This window comes from Peredibacter starrii (assembly GCF_034259205.1).
In the GTDB taxonomy this organism is placed as follows: Bacteria; Bdellovibrionota; Bacteriovoracia; order Bacteriovoracales; family Bacteriovoracaceae; genus Peredibacter; species Peredibacter starrii.
This window is the reverse complement of the sequence record NZ_CP139487.1, coordinates 3,838,139-3,855,636: the sequence shown is the minus strand read 5'-3', so window position 1 is coordinate 3,855,636 and position 17,498 is coordinate 3,838,139. Positions and strand designations below refer to the sequence as shown.

19 protein-coding genes are annotated in these 17,498 nt (G+C 42.5%); 10 read left to right on the top strand and 9 right to left on the bottom strand.

What is annotated here, in order from left to right; genetic code table 11:
- The first annotated feature begins 88 nt into the window (after positions 1 to 88).
- The 3 genes from SOO65_RS19315 (at position 89) to SOO65_RS19305 (ending at position 3,459) form a co-directional block, all read left to right on the top strand.
- Positions 89 to 922, top strand: a complete 834-nt coding sequence (locus SOO65_RS19315; RefSeq protein ID WP_321394435.1) for a PQQ-binding-like beta-propeller repeat protein — start codon at positions 89 to 91, stop codon at positions 920 to 922.
- A 115-nt stretch (positions 923 to 1,037) separates the two neighbouring features.
- Positions 1,038 to 1,376: a hypothetical protein gene (locus tag SOO65_RS19310; RefSeq protein WP_321394432.1), complete on the top strand. Its 339-nt coding sequence runs from the start codon at positions 1,038 to 1,040 to the stop codon at positions 1,374 to 1,376.
- Between the two features lies 1 nt (position 1,377).
- A complete protein-coding gene (locus tag SOO65_RS19305; protein WP_321394430.1) occupies positions 1,378 to 3,459 on the top strand; it encodes a penicillin acylase family protein in 2,082 nt (693 codons plus the stop codon).
- A 3-nt stretch (positions 3,460 to 3,462) separates the two neighbouring features.
- Here the strand turns inward: SOO65_RS19305 and SOO65_RS19300 are convergent, their stop codons facing one another.
- Together SOO65_RS19300 and SOO65_RS19295 are read right to left on the bottom strand one after the other, a co-directional pair.
- Positions 3,463 to 4,188, bottom strand: coding sequence for a protein-glutamine glutaminase family protein (locus SOO65_RS19300; RefSeq protein ID WP_321394427.1), 726 nt, complete (start codon positions 4,186 to 4,188; stop codon positions 3,463 to 3,465).
- 38 nt (positions 4,189 to 4,226) lie between these two features.
- Positions 4,227 to 4,535, bottom strand: coding sequence for a DUF5683 domain-containing protein (locus tag SOO65_RS19295; RefSeq protein WP_321394425.1), 309 nt, complete (start codon positions 4,533 to 4,535; stop codon positions 4,227 to 4,229).
- A 239-nt stretch (positions 4,536 to 4,774) separates the two neighbouring features.
- Here SOO65_RS19295 and SOO65_RS19290 point away from each other — a divergent pair, with 239 nt between their 5' ends.
- Positions 4,775 to 4,930: a hypothetical protein gene (locus tag SOO65_RS19290; RefSeq protein ID WP_321394423.1), complete on the top strand. Its 156-nt coding sequence runs from the start codon at positions 4,775 to 4,777 to the stop codon at positions 4,928 to 4,930.
- 56 nt (positions 4,931 to 4,986) lie between these two features.
- A complete protein-coding gene (locus SOO65_RS19285) occupies positions 4,987 to 5,700 on the top strand; it encodes a dienelactone hydrolase family protein (protein ID WP_321394421.1) in 714 nt (237 codons plus the stop codon).
- 17 nt (positions 5,701 to 5,717) lie between these two features.
- Here SOO65_RS19285 and SOO65_RS19280 read toward each other — a convergent pair whose 3' ends face one another.
- Positions 5,718 to 6,455 carry a protein-glutamine glutaminase family protein gene (locus SOO65_RS19280; protein ID WP_321394411.1) on the bottom strand — a complete coding sequence of 246 codons (738 nt, stop codon included), beginning with the start codon at positions 6,453 to 6,455 and terminating at the stop codon, positions 5,718 to 5,720.
- A gap of 334 nt (positions 6,456 to 6,789) precedes the next feature.
- Between SOO65_RS19280 and SOO65_RS19275 the strand changes: the two genes are divergently transcribed.
- Entirely contained in the window at positions 6,790 to 7,671 is an 882-nt protein-coding gene (locus tag SOO65_RS19275; protein ID WP_321394409.1) for a hypothetical protein, read from the top strand.
- A 151-nt stretch (positions 7,672 to 7,822) separates the two neighbouring features.
- Complete coding sequence (locus SOO65_RS19270; RefSeq protein ID WP_321394406.1) at positions 7,823 to 9,235, top strand: hypothetical protein; 1,413 nt, start codon at positions 7,823 to 7,825, stop codon at positions 9,233 to 9,235.
- A gap of 32 nt (positions 9,236 to 9,267) precedes the next feature.
- On the opposite strand, the gene SOO65_RS19265 is transcribed toward SOO65_RS19270, so the two are convergent.
- Positions 9,268 to 9,876: a hypothetical protein gene (locus SOO65_RS19265; RefSeq protein ID WP_321394404.1), complete on the bottom strand. Its 609-nt coding sequence runs from the start codon at positions 9,874 to 9,876 to the stop codon at positions 9,268 to 9,270.
- 152 nt (positions 9,877 to 10,028) lie between these two features.
- Complete coding sequence (locus SOO65_RS19260) at positions 10,029 to 11,312, bottom strand: OmpA family protein (RefSeq protein ID WP_321394402.1); 1,284 nt, start codon at positions 11,310 to 11,312, stop codon at positions 10,029 to 10,031.
- A gap of 182 nt (positions 11,313 to 11,494) precedes the next feature.
- On the opposite strand from SOO65_RS19260, the gene SOO65_RS19255 reads away from it, so the two are divergent.
- Positions 11,495 to 12,946 carry a DUF1254 domain-containing protein gene (locus tag SOO65_RS19255; RefSeq protein ID WP_321394397.1) on the top strand — a complete coding sequence of 484 codons (1,452 nt, stop codon included), beginning with the start codon at positions 11,495 to 11,497 and terminating at the stop codon, positions 12,944 to 12,946.
- A gap of 6 nt (positions 12,947 to 12,952) precedes the next feature.
- Positions 12,953 to 14,404: a DUF1254 domain-containing protein gene (locus tag SOO65_RS19250; protein ID WP_321394395.1), complete on the top strand. Its 1,452-nt coding sequence runs from the start codon at positions 12,953 to 12,955 to the stop codon at positions 14,402 to 14,404.
- Here SOO65_RS19250 and SOO65_RS19245 read toward each other — a convergent pair.
- From SOO65_RS19245 to SOO65_RS19235, 3 genes are all read right to left on the bottom strand, one after another.
- On the bottom strand, positions 14,352 to 14,882 hold the full coding sequence (locus SOO65_RS19245) for a hypothetical protein (RefSeq protein ID WP_321394393.1): 531 nt from the start codon (positions 14,880 to 14,882) through the stop codon (positions 14,352 to 14,354). The two genes, SOO65_RS19250 and SOO65_RS19245, sit on opposite strands and share 53 nt — an antisense overlap.
- Before the next feature lie 54 nt (positions 14,883 to 14,936).
- A complete protein-coding gene (locus tag SOO65_RS19240; protein WP_407676975.1) occupies positions 14,937 to 15,248 on the bottom strand; it encodes a MarR family winged helix-turn-helix transcriptional regulator in 312 nt (103 codons plus the stop codon).
- Between the two features lie 141 nt (positions 15,249 to 15,389).
- Complete coding sequence (locus SOO65_RS19235; protein WP_321394388.1) at positions 15,390 to 15,809, bottom strand: organic hydroperoxide resistance protein; 420 nt, start codon at positions 15,807 to 15,809, stop codon at positions 15,390 to 15,392.
- 169 nt (positions 15,810 to 15,978) lie between these two features.
- Between SOO65_RS19235 and SOO65_RS19230 the strand changes: the two genes are divergently transcribed.
- Entirely contained in the window at positions 15,979 to 16,503 is a 525-nt protein-coding gene (locus SOO65_RS19230; RefSeq protein WP_321394386.1) for a hemerythrin domain-containing protein, read from the top strand.
- Here the strand turns inward: SOO65_RS19230 and SOO65_RS19225 are convergent.
- Positions 16,500 to 17,384, bottom strand: a complete 885-nt coding sequence (locus tag SOO65_RS19225) for a LysR family transcriptional regulator (RefSeq protein ID WP_321394383.1) — start codon at positions 17,382 to 17,384, stop codon at positions 16,500 to 16,502. The genes SOO65_RS19230 and SOO65_RS19225 overlap by 4 nt on opposite strands.
- Positions 17,385 to 17,498 lie beyond the last annotated feature (114 nt).

The following is a 17,498-nucleotide window of genomic DNA, read 5'->3' as shown; positions in this document are numbered from 1 at the left end:
GACATTTTCCTGTAAGAATCTGTTCTTTGCCACTTAATAATCGAAGCAATAGAATTTTAGGACATTCACTAAGGAAAGGAGTCCTTCTATGTGGCGTGTAGCTCTTGCTTCCGCATTAGTATCATTATCGGTTCAAGCCTCTCACCTTGATAACGTTTGCAAAATGATGTCAGCTCCCTCTTTCACTGACGGTTTCCTCACTCGTTACAATGTGCTAGAGAATCTTGAAGGCCAATTAATTTTTGAAAACCATGTTCGTCTTAGAGGTGTTATCCGTGATGGTGATAAGCTTTGGGTCCTTGCCAGCAATTCTCTTATTCAAATGAATAAAGATGGATCAGGCATTGAAGGCTTTGAGATGGATAAAAACATTTCGATGACCAAAGCGGGAGATTTAATCCTCGTTGTTCACGGTGGCGGAACTGTCACTGCATTCAATACCAAGAGCAGAGAAGTTGCATGGACTTCAACTTTAAATGAAGTTGATGGCGGTGACGCTGTTTCCATTACGTTTGATGGAACGAATGCCTTGGTGGTGGTGACGGGAACTCGCGAAGGTGGATTCAATGGCGTGGCCACAATGAATCTTCAGGGAAAAGTTATTAAAACATCTCCTTATGATTATGTTCGCGCCGGAGTAATCGATCCAGAGGCCATTGCTCACTGGCATAATGGTAATCTCGTTCTCAACAATGGAGGATGGATTCATGTCATTACTCCAAAGCAATTGGCCAGTGGCAAGAAGTTCAGACCACGTTGGGTCTCTCATCAACTCGGATCTGGCATGAACGCTCACTATATGATGTTAAAAGGCGACTTCTACTTCGAGGGCAATACTCTGGTTGGTTGTGGTCTTTATAATGAGCAACAAGAGGGTGATATTGTTCGAGCGGGAGCTTTATTTAAAGTTCAGATGCCATGAAAACATTCTTCTTTCTTCTACTAATTTCAAGCTTTGCGTGGGCGGACAATGTTCGCCCTTTTAAAACTGATTTCTGCACCAACTTCCCTGAAGGCACGAGAGAAGAACCTGCATTGTGGAAACACTGCTGCCTTACTCACGATATGTTCTTCTGGGCGGGGGAAGTAAAGATGATCGGGACGTTGCCGATCTTGATTTAAAAAGTTGTATTGCAAAGACCGGTGCCATTCAAATTGCGGAGCTAATGTATCTGGGAGTAAGGGCCGGATCCTATTCTCCCATCAAGTATCCTGATAAGATGTGGAACAACGGCTGGAAAGGCCGACCGGTTTTTCAGACTCTGACTTCTAAAGACATTGATCAGATCGAAGTAGAAATCTTAAACGACTACGATTTCATCTCTCCCAATATCAAACAATATTTCATCGACCAATTACGTTCTCGACTGGAGTAATATGCTGTATCTCGTTTTGAGTTTCTTCCTCTCATCTGCCTTCGCCGCAACTTATGAATGTAAGGCGACCTTCGGAGACTTAAATATTCCCCATCAAAAGGTCCAGAATCAGGATGAGGCCGCTTACTGCTTTGGCTTTCATCATGCTCATGACCGCGCTTGGGAAATGGACTACTTCCGAAGAGTGGGTCAAGGGAGAAACTCTGAGGTACTAGGATTCTCTCAACTCCGCTCTGACCTCATGATGAGACTTCTTAATTTAGAGGAGCTCGCGAATAAACTGTGGAGTGAATTTCCGGCCGACAGAAAAAGACTTTTAGAACTTTATGCTGAAGGCGCCAATGCCGGATTCATAGAAGGGAAAAGGGCCAAAGAGTTTCAAGATAAAGGTTATGAACCGGAACCATGGAAACCTGAACATACAGTTCTCATTCTTCTTCTTCAATCATTCGATCAAACTCGCAAAACTTTCTTCCGGGATTATGAAGAAGAAAAAGTAAAGGCCAAATGGGGAAATCTCACAGAAGAGCTTTTCGATGAAGATCACATGCCCTGGGAGAGTACGATTCTTAAAGAAGGTGAGTACTTAAAAAAAGAAACTTCTAAGACCACCTCGACCACTCATCAAAATGTAAAACTTTGGGCGGAATTTCCAAGTGTCTTTGGAGTTGAATCTGGATCAAACAACTGGGCGATCAGTGCAAAGAAATCAAAGACTGGTCATGCCATTCTGGCCAATGATCCACACCTTGATTTAAAAACACCTATGTTCTGGTATTGGATTAAGCTTGAGACGCCGGAAGGGAAAGTCATGGGGGCCAGTGTGCCAGGTGTTCCGGTCATTGTGAGTGGAACCAATGGAAAGGTCGCTTGGGGCCTCACAAACTCATATTTAAATGCAGCGGATGTCTTCTTTGCTAAAGACGCAAAAGATTCTGATGTCGAGACGATCAGACCTACGGTATGGATCAAGATCTGGTTCTTTAAAGTTCCCTTTATGTTCAAAAGCTTTGAACGTTTAAAGACCGGTCAAAGAATTCTTCCATTAGAAACCGATTCCGATAAAAAATTAGTTCTTCGCTGGTCGGGGTTCTCATTGAAGCCGGAAGAAATTTTCCCGATGTTCGATCTCTATAAGGTAAATAACGTTGATGAAATGAATGGACTTCTGACTCAGATCGGACTTCCTTCCTGGAACTTTGTTTTCGCTGATGCCAAAGGAAACATTGGTTACCATCTCATTGGGAAAACCTACCTTGATCGCAGTAAGAATCCTTACGGCATCAGCGAGAGAACTCTGGCGGAAATCCAAAACGAAGAATTCCTTCCGGTTGAAAATCGCCCTCAGGTTTTAAGGCCAAAAAGAGAGTACGTATATTCCGCCAACAATCGTCACTGGCCAAGTGATGCTGCTTTTTACGGGGGTCGCGGATACAGTTATTCATTTCGCGGATATCGAATCGAAGAAATGCTAAAAGATCATGAAGATCCAGAGGCCTTCAAAAAAATTCAATGTGATCGTAAAGTAGTGGACGCGCGATTCTTCCTTCCAAAAATTCAAAAGTATCTTAATGCTGATGAATTTAGAAATTGGGACATGCTGGCCACCAACGATTCAAAAGTTCTTCCGCTGTATCGTCGTCTACTAGATCTTACTTTCGAGAAATGGGAAGTGAATGAATACGCTTTATTCAAGTTATTGGATGACTTAGATGAAAAACAAATTCTGGAGTTTAAGACTCTTTTTGAAATGGCAAAAAATGACATCTCTAATCGTTCTTGGTCAGAAGTATTGAGACTGGGCTTCGCCCATATGTCGAAGAATGAATCATGGGTCTTTTCACCGGAACTTCCTGGTGTAGGGGACAGTCATTCAGTAGATCCTGGAACAGCAAAATGGAATGAGGATCGAAAAGTTTTCGAGCAATACTCAGGAGCTTCTATGCGAATGATTATTGAAATGACGGAAGCACCAAAAATTCAATTGGTGCTTCCGGGACTGAATCGAGATTATACTTCGAGTCCTGAGACTTCTCCGTGGGAAAGCTGGCGTAGTTGTCAGTACACCACACTTGCGTTCTAAGAATTAGTTCCAGACAAAATTTCTACATGCCTGTTGGCCCGCACCTACTGCCCAACCCCAAGGTGCAGTGTGGGCCTCCAGGCAGGCATTATAAACTTCATTCAAATTCATCTCATCGCGATTGAAGCTGACGGGTCTGCCATCTTCATCTTTACCAAGAATATGTTTTGCCACACTTCCTGGAGTCATATATCCGGCCGGTGTGATTTTGTAATAACAGTCATGACTGCCATACTGTGTCTCGACCGGGAAAGAGGCCTCTCTGAACATGCGATCAACCAAATCATCTTCACCCGGTTTAATTTCTTTGCAGACCGATTTATCGCCCACAAAGTTTTTCATCCATTCATCACGAAGAAGGGGAGAGGTGATCTTTTTAGGAAAACCTTTATCCATGACCCATAGTTTTCCGCCCTCATTCACCATCGGTGCCACGTGATACCACCAGGTGAATTGACCATGACGATTATTCTTACGAGTGAAAAACAAAAAAATCTTCGGAGCATCTACTTCAAACTTTTTCTTAAAATCAAATGACCACATGTGGGCACGACTCGAGCAAATGGAATCTTTCGGTTTAATCAAAGAAAGATCCATGCTCTTAAAAAGTTCTTCTTTGCTTAGTTTGAGAGTCAAAACGTCTTGAACGGGATACTTAAAATCTTGAAGCGTAATCGTTTGCGCGAAGACTGAAAGCGGTAACATAAAGGCCAATGCAAGAAACTTCATGGAATACCTCACTTGTTAAGGAGGTCTTTACCATATGTTTAGAAATTTCTGATTACGATGTAGGCCAACAAGGCGAGTATGAGAAGTGCGAAACCGATTTTTTTATAAATGGTGTCGAAGCCGATCCAAGAATTTTCGCCTTTGTTAAATGCGGCATCCATGATGCAGAGACCATGAAGAAATAGACCAGGCCAGAAATAACCGAAATAGCCAAAACCCACTAGCAGCGCCCAGAAAATACCAGGCATGATCTGACCTTTCAAAAGTTGGCCCAGACCAGGAAGCATCATCGACCAAATGGCCGCGATGGAATTATCTACTTTGTTATCAACTGGATTTTGATCCATATAATCTTCCTTCCCAAACATCATACTCCTCTCTATATCAGGCGCATATTCTTATGCTTTAAATTAGACGCCATCGGCTTTTGCAAGGAGTAAGATATTTGGTGTATTTAGTTCTAAAGCCTTAGTTAAGTGCTCGAAAATATTAACTTCTTGAGTTGTTTGCTCAAGAAATAAATCTGAAGTGTCGATAAGATTTTAAGTTCTCGTGATGAGACGAAATGCTCTATCCGGAGGTACGTATGAGTAAGAAGCATGAACACGGTGGTCAGAAAAAGAAGCTGACGAAGAAAGAACAAAAAGCAATCAACCACGCCAAGTTAATGGCCAATAAAGGTAGTAACGTCGTGGATATCAATGCTTTCCGCACTGACCAACAGAATAAAAAAGCAGCTTAGCTTTATGATAGAGGGGGACTTGGTCCCCCTCTTTTTTTTCCGCTATTATCTTCTGCATGAATATTTCTAAAAACTTCCTCACAATTGAAACTCCCACTGGCCCCTTTGATCTCTATGTTGCTTCGCCTGAAACTAATTCTCCCGTGGTTTTGGTCTTCATGGAGGCCTTTGGTGTGAACCATCACATTCAAAATGTCTGTGAAAGACTTGCTCAGGAAGGTTTCATGGCAGTGGCACCTGATCTTTATCACCGAGAGGGGAGAAGGATTACAGTGGATTATGCTAATCGTGAGGCGATCTTCCCGCTCTTAGGGAAACTTACGAATGAACAAATCATAGAAGACATTCATGGGACTCTGAGATTTTTAGAAGACCTTCCCACTGCCGATTTAAGTCAGGTGTATTCTATTGGCTTTTGTGTGGGTGGCTTTATGTCCGCTCTGGGAGCGACGAAAATTGGTATTAAACGCATGATCTCCTTCTATGGTGGAGGAATGGTTCGACCTCGGGAAGGATTTCATATTCACCCTTTCTTAGATGAATTGAAGAACATTCGAGGGCAAACACTTTTCTTCTTTGGAGGCAAAGACGCGAGCATCCCGGAGTCAGATATAAATGTTATTCGTCAGACACTTTCTAAAGACAACGTTCCCCACGAAATTGTGGTCTACGAACAAGGCGATCATGGATTTTTTTGTGAAGAGAGAAAAGTCTATAATGCGGAAGCGGCGGCGGATGCGTGGAAAAGGACCCTGGAGTTTTTTAAGTAACTCCAGGGGCCAGTAGATTATTTAGCCACGTATTCTTCACATTTCTTTTTACTAGAACCGAAAACACGACCAATTTTTCCAGAAGCAGCTTCAACACAAGCTTCCATTAGTTCTCTTTCTACAATTGCTGGGCGCTCAACGCGAACTGGCTTACCAGAAGAATCTTTACCCAATAGAGATTGAGCAAGAACATTTGGTGTCCAGATAGTGTGAGGAACAATCATGTAGTAACAAGGATGATTTCCGTACGCAGTGTATTTCGGATATGTCTGTTGAGAGAACATAAGTTCAATCAACTCAGTTTCATTCGGCTTAATTTCGCGACAAACTTGACCCTGGTTGAAATACTTCATCCAGTCTTCTTTTGTTCTTGGCTCGTTGATGCCGTTACGACCTTGGAAGCCAGCATCTACTACCCAAATATTGCCGCTTTCATTGATAACAGGAGCAACGTGGTACCACCAAACTTTAAATTTAACGTCGTCATTTTTCTTCTCAGTGAAGAAGATAAAAATCTTACCGGTATCTAGATTGTGATCACGTTTAAAATCATTGGCCCACATAAGAGCACGGTTTGAACAAATAGAGCTGTTGGTTTTTACAAACTCAGTATCCATACCTTTGAAGAGAGCTTCTTTAGTAAGACCGCGAGAGGCAACATCTGTCATGGTCCATTGGAAAGGGTTAAGCTTAATCTCTTGGGCAAAAGCAGAGATAGAAAGACCCATAAGCGCAATTAGGCTAATTAATTTCAAACAAGACCCCCTGTAAAAATTTCAAAAGCTACATACCAATCGGTGAGCGGGACTGTCACCCTTGAAATGGGTTTGTTTAGACCAGAATTTTTATTAGTGCTCCATCTACATGAAATCATGCCCTTTTTTTCGGTGTTAAAAAGGCCATTTTTCATTTTGTCTAGCCTGACTTTTCTTACTTCAAATGGAATTTTTCTTGCCTTCTGATGTCACTCTGGCACCAAGTGTGAAGATTTTGTTATGAACTTAAAAAAAATTAACAAAGCACTTTCTAATAATTGAAATCGTGTATACAAGAAGTGAACATTAACTTTTTTAAAGATGGGTATATCAAATGAAAAATTTGTTTTTGATCCTCTTGTTGAGCTCTGGAGCTGTCTTTGCCCAGACGACCTCGACATCTGCGACCAACACCTCATCGACGTCGTTATCTCCTTTTTCTCTCGAACGTCTTAGAGAGAAATTTAAGATCAACTACTTCAGTGAGACTCTCGGCCCATCAATTAAAAAATGGGACGACAACGAGATCGAGGATGATGGGAGTAAGAAGCGTGAGCCGATGACCATGTATCACTCGTTCAACGTCAGGTATCTAATGACTCAGAACTTTAACCTGTTCATGAGTCCGAGGGTGAGTACGGTAATTGGAGATAGGAATGATCTCCGACCGACAGCAGACCCTCACGTTGTGGTGATGGATGACTGGCAATTTGGTGTGTTTTACACATTTTATAAATCGCCGACCTTCCAGTACAACAATCGCTTCACGCATCGTGCTCCTTTCTCTACAAAATCCCGTAACGAAAACATTGACTCTCAAATCGAATGGCAACATGACCTTACTTGGATGCCTCGTCCAGAATGGCGTATCATCCTGTGGAACAACTATCGTTACTATGCCTACAATCAAGACGCGACTGAAGAGCGTCACCGTATTAACTTCACGACACTCATTAACTATCAGATCAATGACAAGTTCAATGCTCAGATGATGCACGAGTGGGACATGCAACACCGAAATACCAATGATTCGAGCAATCCAAAGCACAGAGATTTCTTTTTCTTGAAGAGATATAAGAACTATATGAGCTGGGGTCTTGGTTATTCACCGATGCCATCACTTACAATTATTCCTTTCATCCGAATGTTGGATGAGAGAAATATCCGCAACGAAACTATGATGGTTGGTCTGTGGATGCTTGGAAGAATTATCTAATACATGTTGCAGGAGGTACCTAGCGGTGCCTCCTTTTTTCAGTTACTTAAGCCCAGAACTAACGTAAATGCCCGAGGATTCCGATAAGGAATCCATGAAAATATACCATTTAATTTTACCGTCCGTTCTTATCCTCTCATCTTGTATGCATATGGGAAGGCGAACCGCGAGTGCGCCACTATCACCCCCCAAACTAGATGATCTCCTGCAAGCAAGTGAGAACATCTTGGCGGACGTTGAAGACCATCAGTTTCCACAAAACTGTGTGCCTTACTTAAGAGAACTAGAAAAACAAATTGATGCCATGGATGTGAATGCCATGCCAGCGACTGCCGTTCAGGACGCTGAAAAGATCGCCAAGAATTCCTGGCTTATTCGAAGCACACTTCATGCTCGTTTAGATGAAGTAGATAAAGATTGTGCCATTCAAATGCAGGCAAACTTTCGTCAGTTTCGATTTGTTGAGGATTACTTACTCGAGCTTTCTCGCAAAGTGACTCACTCCACACCGGCGGAAATTGATTTCCAGAATCAGCCTGTGCCTATTAGGGACAATTCCGTTCCTTATTATCAATTCCGTTCGAATAATTCGCCTAAGCTTGAACCCGGTGACTTACTCATTACTCGTGGTGTGAGTTTTCTCTCAGGAATGATTGCTCGCTTGGGAACACGTTCAACTCAATTCAGTCACGTGGTGATGGTGGCGGAAGATCCTAAAACAAAAGAACTCAAAACAATTGAGTCTTATGTCGGAGTAGGTGTCGCCTTCTACGACATGGATTATGCGCTAAAAAACGAAAACGCCCGAATCCTTTGGTTAAGAGCGAAAGATAGATCGCTTGCTAAGAGTGCGGCAGAAAAGATGGCCAAACTTGTACAAGAACGAATTGATTCGAAAAATCCAATTAAGTATGACTACGAATTGAATTTCAATGATCCAAAGACCATGTCATGTGCAGAGGTCTCACAAGTTGCCTTCCAGATGGCGAGTGACAATCAATTTAAAATTCCCTTTTATCCCAATGAGATCGCGGGTGCTAAAAGTATTATCGAACGCCTGAAGTTGGTGGAAGGTGAAACTTACGAACCCGGTGACATGGAGATTGATCCGCGTTTTGAATTGATGGGAGAGTTTCAGGACTTACGTTTAACTCGTGAATCTCGTCAGAAAGACGCCATCATGACTGCTATTTTTGAATGGATGGTTAAGAAGGATTACGAACTAAAAGATAATGTGAAGTCGCGCTTAGCAGGGACGATTATCTACGATGTACGCCGTACCTTTATGTGGCCTTTAGTGAAGAAGGTTCTGAAGCTTGATGATTTCTCAAAAGAAGTTCCAAGAAATATGATCAGAACGGTTACGATCATTAACCAGCTAGGGGAAAAGCTCTTAGTAGAACTTAAGGCCCGCGATGTGGCCTTTGAAAAGAAATACGGCGTACCGATGAGTTACATGGACTTCTACAGTGAATTGGAAGAGATGAGAAAATCTGATTTGGAGATTTTTAAGAAGAGTAAGAAAAAGGCAAAATTTCATCAATTAATCCGACCGAGAAAATAAAAAATGGCCACCAATAGGTGGCCTTTTTATTATTAGAAACCAAAGCCGATTTGAAAAAGCATCGCAAGACGACTACCAGAAATATCTTTTCCATTTAGCTCGTCGTTATATGAAAAGATCTGCTGAATACCGGCACCAAGATAGAAAGAACCAGTTGACCCCTCGTCCTTGTCCCACTCTCTCAAGATAAAGCGGGCCATAAGTTTATAATCGAAGATAAGTGCAGTTGAAAGGTCGTCATAATAAGCATAGTACCAATAATAGTCACCACTTTGATCATAGAGAGTCTGCCAACCAAAACCCGGTTCGAAAAGAACATGAAACTTAGGTGTGAAGAAATGGCGATAAGCATAGTGAAGATCAAAAGTTGAAATTGAGCCACTATCGATGCCTGGAAATTTTCTACTTCCATTGAAATCGAATTCATTTGAATAAGAGAAACCAAGTCCGTGGTTTTCTCTAAAAAAGTAGTTAAATTCAAAACCGGTGTTGATATTTGGGTCACCCAGATCCGAAATACCACCAGACTGACTTAGTGAAGGACCAAGGTTAAAGTTCAAATCCATAGTGGAATAAGCTCGTGCTCTAGGTGCAGCAATGAAGACCGTAAGAAGGAGCAGAAAGGCGATAATCGATTTCATAGTTATCTCCTATGTTTCCAGTAAGAATACTTTCGTACGCCGGGAAGTCATGGTCGAATGCCACAAAGGATGAAGAAAATATTTTAGTTTATTAATTTTCAGGAAAATTTAGAGATGATGCCGTTCTCATTGAATGAGAACGGCATAGCTTGTTATTTTATTTTTGTGACTACGAATTCGATTCTTCTATTGAGAGCACGGCCTTCGATTGTTTCATTTGGAGCGATTGGTCCTTCGGAACCTTTACCCACTGCTGTAATCCTGTTTTCTGCAATACCACGTGAGACCAGCTGCTTTTTAACTTCTTTGGCCCGGTTTTCGGAAAGTATTTGATTGGCCGCTGCATTTCCTGAGTTGTCTGTGTAACCTTCGATGGTTGCAGTGGCAGTTCCATTCTCTTTCATTGCATTCGCAATAAGATCCAATTCTGCTTCTGCTCCCGGCATAAGCTTGGCCGCTGATGAAGCAAAGACGAGATTTTTAAAACTAAATCTCTTAGGAACTGCTGCAGCATCCCCGGCCTTTAAGAACGCGGATAATTCACTTAATGCCGCAGCACCAGTTGTTCCCGAGGCTGCAATTGAAGTCGCTTCTTGGCCCTTTGCCGTTGGTTGAGCTGTTGCTGGAGCAGGTGCGGCCGTTCTCTCTGGGGCCGCTGCGCTCGTATTTACAGTGTCACTATTTAAATCGGCCGCAGTTGTATTAGAAGTTGTTCCGGCTGGAACATTTGTTGTCTCTGGCATGGAAGAAACATTTGGACTAGTAGGAGTAATCGCCGCCTTCGGAATCTGATCAATTGTATTATTAGATTTAAACCACAAACCGATAAGAACTGCTAAGACTGCCAAAGCAGCAAAAAACCAATAGCGTTTAGTTCCAACTGTCTTGTATGGTCTCACTCCTAATCCTCTGGCCGAAGTTGCGGCGGCACCTCCTCCCAGACTGGAGGGTAGAAGACCAGCGAGTGCATATTTTTGTTGTCCGAAAAAGCCCATTAGCCCATCTGCATTCAAATTATCTTTCTTCACTTTGTTGCCAATGACTCCCATGACTAGTGGAGTAGCAAGTCCTAGCATTTTGGCCACACTAGAAGTGTTCAGTCCTGTGAAGTTTCCAAGTCTGGAAATCATGGGAGTCAATCCACTCCCAAAAATTCCATTTAAGACGGTATTTCCTTCTGGAAGATTTGTTTCTGTTAAATCATTTGCGGAGGAATTAGGGTCAAGAGGATGATTGGCCGCAAGGTTTGCGATTTTTTGAGCACCCTCAGGGGTAGCACCTTTATCTGCAATTCCCATTAAAAGAGTAGGTATGGCAGTTTTAAGTCCCGCCCGGGTTTTTTCTTCAGATTCACCCAAAAGCATACTGAACCTTCTCACTACATCGGGTGATGTAAAAGTTTGACTGAGGCCCATGAGATTATCACTTAGTACCATAATTCCCTCCTAGAATGCCTCGTAGAGAAACCATCTCGAAGCTTTATTCAGAAATAACTCTATCTGTGCAAACTCACGGCCTGGTTACCTTATCAACTAAATGAGACTTATAAGCAGTGAACGGTGACAAGACTCTTTGCGGTTTTTGAGAATGCTAGACAGTCTTTCACAAGGATGTGTTTATGAAATTCCTTCTGCTCCTTTTGTTTTCACTTTCTGCATCTCATGCTGCTGATGAACCAGGTTTTAAAAATGGTTATCCAGATAATGATACAGTCACTCAAGTCAGAAACGACCAAGTCTTTCAGCGAGCTGTTCAGGCCTATCGTTTTTGGTACCCGACTGTTTCAGCAGAAGGAATTTTTAATGGCTTTCGTGATTTGGGAGTCAATGACAATGAGGCCATAGGATATTTACAAGCAAGTCCGATTGGCCTTGCTTTTACTGCCAATATGGATACTCCTTACGCTGTTGCGGCCTTGGATGTGAAAGATGGTGCAATGGTAGTAGAGCTGCCGCCGGGTGCCTTTATAGGACTTGCTAATGATCATCATCAAAATTGGATTCAGGATATGGGAATTCCTGGGCCTGATGCAGGTAAGGGCGGAAAGCATCTTATTCTCCCACCGAATTATAAAGGCGAAATTCCCGCAGATTATCATGTCGGAAGAGCGACTTCGAATAAGGTCTTGATTGCCCTTCGTGCCATCCCTCAGAACGGAAATATGAAAGAGGCCATGGAGATGATCACTCGAGTGAAGATCTATCCATTCTCGACCTCGGCCAATCCTAAGCTTCTTAGGTTCGTTAATCTTACTTCAAGAAAAATGGATGGAACTTTACTGAAGTGGGAAAACAACATGGAGTTTTGGAATAAACTTCACAAAGTTATCGATGAAGAACCAATTCTGCAAGAGTTTCAACCTATGTATGGCTTCTTATCCGGCCTGGGTATTGAGAAAGGAAAGAAGTTCGCGCCAGATAACAAAATGAGAAGTCTTCTTGAGCAGGCGGCCAAAGAAGGTAGAAGGCAAATGTTGGTATCGGCCTTCGCGAATTGGCGACCTGACAGAATAGTTTGGAAGGATCGTAGGTGGGAATGGGTCGGATTGGTTTCGGAAAATGGTAATTTCATGACTCAATCAGGTCTTGATTTAGAAGCGAGGGACCGTTGGTTTTCCCAGGCGATTATTGCTTCACCTGCGATGTTTAGAAGAACAGAAGGTGCTGGTTCTCTTTATTGGCTAGGACTTCGCGATGATAAGGGCGAATATCTTGATGGCGGCAAAACTTATAAGTTGTCTGTGCCAATGCCGGTTCCCGCAAAGTTATTCTGGTCAGTGACAGTTTACGATAATGAAACGCGAAGTTTAATTCAGACCGATCAAAACAATGCGGCCTTGCGATCATTAGTAGAACTAAAAAATTCTCCGACCATGGGAACAGTTGATGTGTATTTTGGCCCGAAACAAATCGCAGGCAAAGAAGGGAAGTGGATTAAAACAATTCCAGGAAAAGGATGGTTCGCTTACTTTCGTATTTACGGTCCAGGTGACGCCGCCTTTAAAGGGACTTGGAGGCCAGGTGACTTTGAAGAAGTAAAAACAACTGATCAAACAGCCTCTAACCCGTAGGTCATTATGCACTATCTAAACTTAGTTTTTCTTTTCTGTTTATTTTTAGGCTGTGCTCATGAATCAGACAAACCCAGATCTCAGTCGATGACTGAAGTCCTGGCGGATGCTTATGAATATGGTTTCCCTTTAGTGTTAATGGATGTGACCAGGGAAAATGCAACCAATGTTGCACGTCCAGACTCGAGAAAAATCCGGGCGCCGATAAATCAATTCGCCCATGCGGGCCGATTTCCAGATCATAGTTTTAAAGATGTCGTAAGAGTGAATGTTGATACGATGTATTCAACCGCCTGGCTGGATCTCTCAAAAGAGCCCATGATTCTTGAAGTTCCTGATACTAAAAATCGATACTACATTCTTCCCATTTTAGATGGTTGGACGAATATTTTTTCTTCTCCTGGCAAACGAACTACTGGAACGAGAAAATCAAAGTTTGCCATAGTTGGCCCCAACTGGAGTGGTGATCTTCCCATCGAAGTTAAGGTCATTAAGTCACCAACCAATATGGCCTGGATTGTAGGAAGAACCGAGGCGAGAGGGAAAAAAGATGCCCAGACGGTGGTTGCAAAGATTCAAAAAGGTATGAAGCTTTATCCTTTAAGTGCCTATGGGAAAACCTATCATGCTCCTGCTGGTAAAGTTGATAAAAGACTGACCTCTAAAGATTCTCCCGTGGAACAGGTCTTTAAAATGTCGACAGAAGAATATTTTAATCGTCTCAATAAACTCATGTTGGAGAATCCACCTCCAATGGCAGATGCTCCGGCGATTGAGAGATTTGCTAAATACGGAATTGCTCCTGGAGTAAAATTCACGACCCAAGTGGTGAATCCAAGAGAGCTTCGAAAATATGAAGAAATACCAGGAGCAGTAAGAGAGAAATTCGAGAAAGAAATTCAGGCCGTGGCCTTCCCGAAAGATGGATGGGTCATGCTCAAAAATCTTGGAAGTTATGATACAGATTACGCTAAACGCGCTCTGGTCGCCTATGCTGGTCTTGGAGCAAGTCTGGATCTCGATATTGTCTATCCGACGGCATTGATTGATGGTCATGGTGATCCATTGAACGGTAGTAATCGATATGTCCTTCATTTTGATAAGAATGAACTTCCACCAGTGAAGGCCTTCTGGTCTCTGACGGTCTATGGAAAAGATGGTTACGTGGTGAAGAACGCCTTAAACCGTTATGCCATCGGTAATAGAAGTAATTTGAAATATAATCGAGATGGCTCGCTTGATATTTATATCCAGAACATTTCGCCTGGAAAAAACATGGAATCAAATTGGCTGCCCATTCCTGCAGGAGATTTTTCAATTACGGCGAGATTATATTGGCCCAAGCCAGAAGAGATTAAGAATTGGCGTATGCCGCCGATTCTTAAATCGACGGCAAGACCAAGTATTAGTGCTGCTGAAGTCGACAGAAAGAAATCATCACCTGCCCAGCGTATGTGATGTAGAGGAGCTCTTTTGTCACTGGATGCTGTCTCATCCAGTAAATGTAGGCAGGAGCGCCACTTGGATATCTCACAACTGCCCTGGCGGTGTTGTCTTCAACAATAAGTGTGCTGTGTTCTTTCCAGTAGGGAGAAATTTCAGCACGCGCCTTTTCCAGGTCCCAATTTTTGAAATCATCTTCCTCGGCAAAGAAAGAAAAGATACTTCCAAAGGTCCATTTCCCTTGATGCTGATCAAGAAGAACCACCGAGTAATGGTCTACGTCCGGAGAGTACATTCCAAGATGATTACACACTCCACTGTAAACAGCAGGGGCCTGATCTGGAAGAACGCCGACAGTTTCAAAATCAGTAAGAAGACGTTGCTGAGTTTCAGTACAGCCTGAGTAGCAAGCATTTGGTGGAGTCGAAGGAACATCTTGAGAAAATGCAGCAAATGATAATGTGAGAGAAAGAAGGGTGATGATTTTTTTCATATGATTTACCTCTTAAAATATTCTAAGAAGCAAATCAGTTTTGTGCATGTCGCGCTAAGTAAGGCTCTTTTTTACGGCCTTATTTAAATCCTGAAGCTCTTCACGCAGCTTCGTGAGTTTATCCACATCAAGTCCCATCCCGCACATAATGTTAAAAGGGATCTCTTCTGCTTTGTTTCTCAGATCCTTTCCTTTCTTAGTGAGCTTAACGATGACTCTGCGCTCGTCCTCGGGATCTCTTTCACGACTGATAACTTCTAACGACTCAAGCTTTTTCAGGAGAGGGCTAAGGGTTCCAGAATCAAGATTCAGTTCTTCACCGATCTCATTCACTGTAATTGGGTCTTTCTCCCAAAGGACCAACATGGCGATATATTGTGGATAAGTTAACCCCAACTTTTCTAAGTGTGGCCGATAAAGGCGAGTTACTGACAGTCCCAGCGAGTAGAGGGAAAAGCATAACTGATTACTTAGTTTAAGTTGGGGCAACTCTTTTTTCTTCATATATTAAGCAGGTAAAAGTTCCAATTCTACGTCAATGTTACCGCGTGTCGCATTCGAGTAAGGACAAACTTCGTGCGCGGCCTTCAGTAATTGTTCACCAACATTTCTTTCAACGCCAGGGATTTTTACCTGAAGTTTAGCAGCAAGTTGAAATCCACCCTTATCATTTGGGCCAATGCTTACGTGAGCAGTAATTGAAGTCTGACCAACTGCAATTTTCTGGTTACGGGCCACTAGATTAAGAGCGCCATCAAAACAAGCAGCGTAGCCAGCAGCAAATAGTTGTTCAGGGTTAGTAGCACCGCCATTACCACCAAGTTCTTTTGGCATACGAACTGGGAAATTTAAAATGCCGTCACTTGATTTCACTTCACCATTACGACCACCAACAACAGTTACAGATGCAGTATACAAAGTTTTCATATCATTCCTTTAAAAGCGTTCAGGTTTATGTGTTGAACGTAATTAAATTGTATACAATTTAATTTTAAAATCAATAAGTATTTAAAATTACAATGTTAAAACCTAACAGTTTTAAGGGGTTGAGTTTGTTTTTCGGGACAATTGTTTCACAAAGAGGGACCATAAAATCATGAGTATTCTGGGATCGATCAGAATTGATCACACCATTATTCGCGAGTTGTTAGAAGAATTGGTCGCCTTAGATCCGGCAGATGATTATCGATTTGTTTTATTAGAACAATTAGAGCACTTAATCCTTCCTCATTCGCGTTCTGAAGAGGTGATTCTCTATAATTCAATTCGTGCTTTGAAATCGGACACCTCAGAAGTCATTGAGTCCTATCATGAGCATGCTGAGATTGATGCCTATCTTCGGGCATTACAAGTCAAAGAAGACACAGATCTGGAGTGGAAAGAGACGGCCGAGCTTTTACAATCCAAAATTGTAGGACACATTGATAACGAAGAAGATGTCATTTTTAAAGATGCTCATCTGCTTTTTAATTCTGATGAACTCGATGCAATGGGAATGGCCTTTGAAGAGTTAAAAAATAAATACGAGACAGATGGAGTGGTTCGGACTTCAGCTGATCTCATTGTGAATCTTCTGCCTCCGCATCTTTTCGAAAGAATCCGAGATCTCAAATCTCCTTAATTAAAAACCTTTGATTTATTTTTTTCTACCCAGTTCATGAAGGATTGCACCTTTAGCGAGACGAATCTCTGAGGCGGATACACGAAAGAGAGTGGAACTGTTCCCCAGCTAAGTCCGGATGCCACTTGAACTAAGTGCTTATGCTTGGCCTCACGTTTACCCATAAAAGAAGGAATGATGCCAATCCCATCTCCACCCACCGCGAATTCTTTCACCGTGGAAAGATCATCTACGACAATCTTTGCTGAGGTCGCGACTTCGATAACTTCCTTATCATGAGAAAATCTAAGAGTAGGGGACCAGGCCGTGAAACGAATGATGGTATGCTTTTTGAGATCTCTTCCGTTTTTAGGCATACCGTGTTTCTTAATATACTCAGGACTGGCCCATAAAGAAAAATCCACGTCCACAATCTTTTTGGCCCTGAGGCTGGAGTCTTTCAGCTGGCCATAACGGATGGCCAGATCAATCCCCTCGCCGACAAGATCTACTACCCTCGGAGTAAGAATGAGCTCGATATTCATTTTTGGATATTGCTGTAAATAACCTCGAATGAGATCGGGGAGAATGGTATGCCCCAGTTCGGCCACCGTAGATATTTTAAGCGTTCCCTCAGGTTCGGTTTTACCGATAGAAAGCTCGTTCTCGCCCGCTTCAATTTCTTCCAGGGCAATAACACATCTCTTAAAAAAGATGGTTCCCGCCTGGGTGAGCTGAAGCTTTCTGGTAGTTCTCTGAATAAGAGTCACTCCCAGTCTACTCTCGAGATAGGCCACCTTACTGCTCACCGTTGTAGTAGGCATTCTGAGGGCCTTGGCCGCGGCAGTGAAACTGCCAGTCTGGATAACTTTTACGAATACATCAATGCCGTCTAAATTCATAAATCTGATTATGCAATATATTGCATAATGTTTCCAGATAATCCCGTCTAATTATTTTTGTAGGTTTCAACGATACTGGTTTCATCAAACAAACAACGCCTTTAGGAGGGTGCT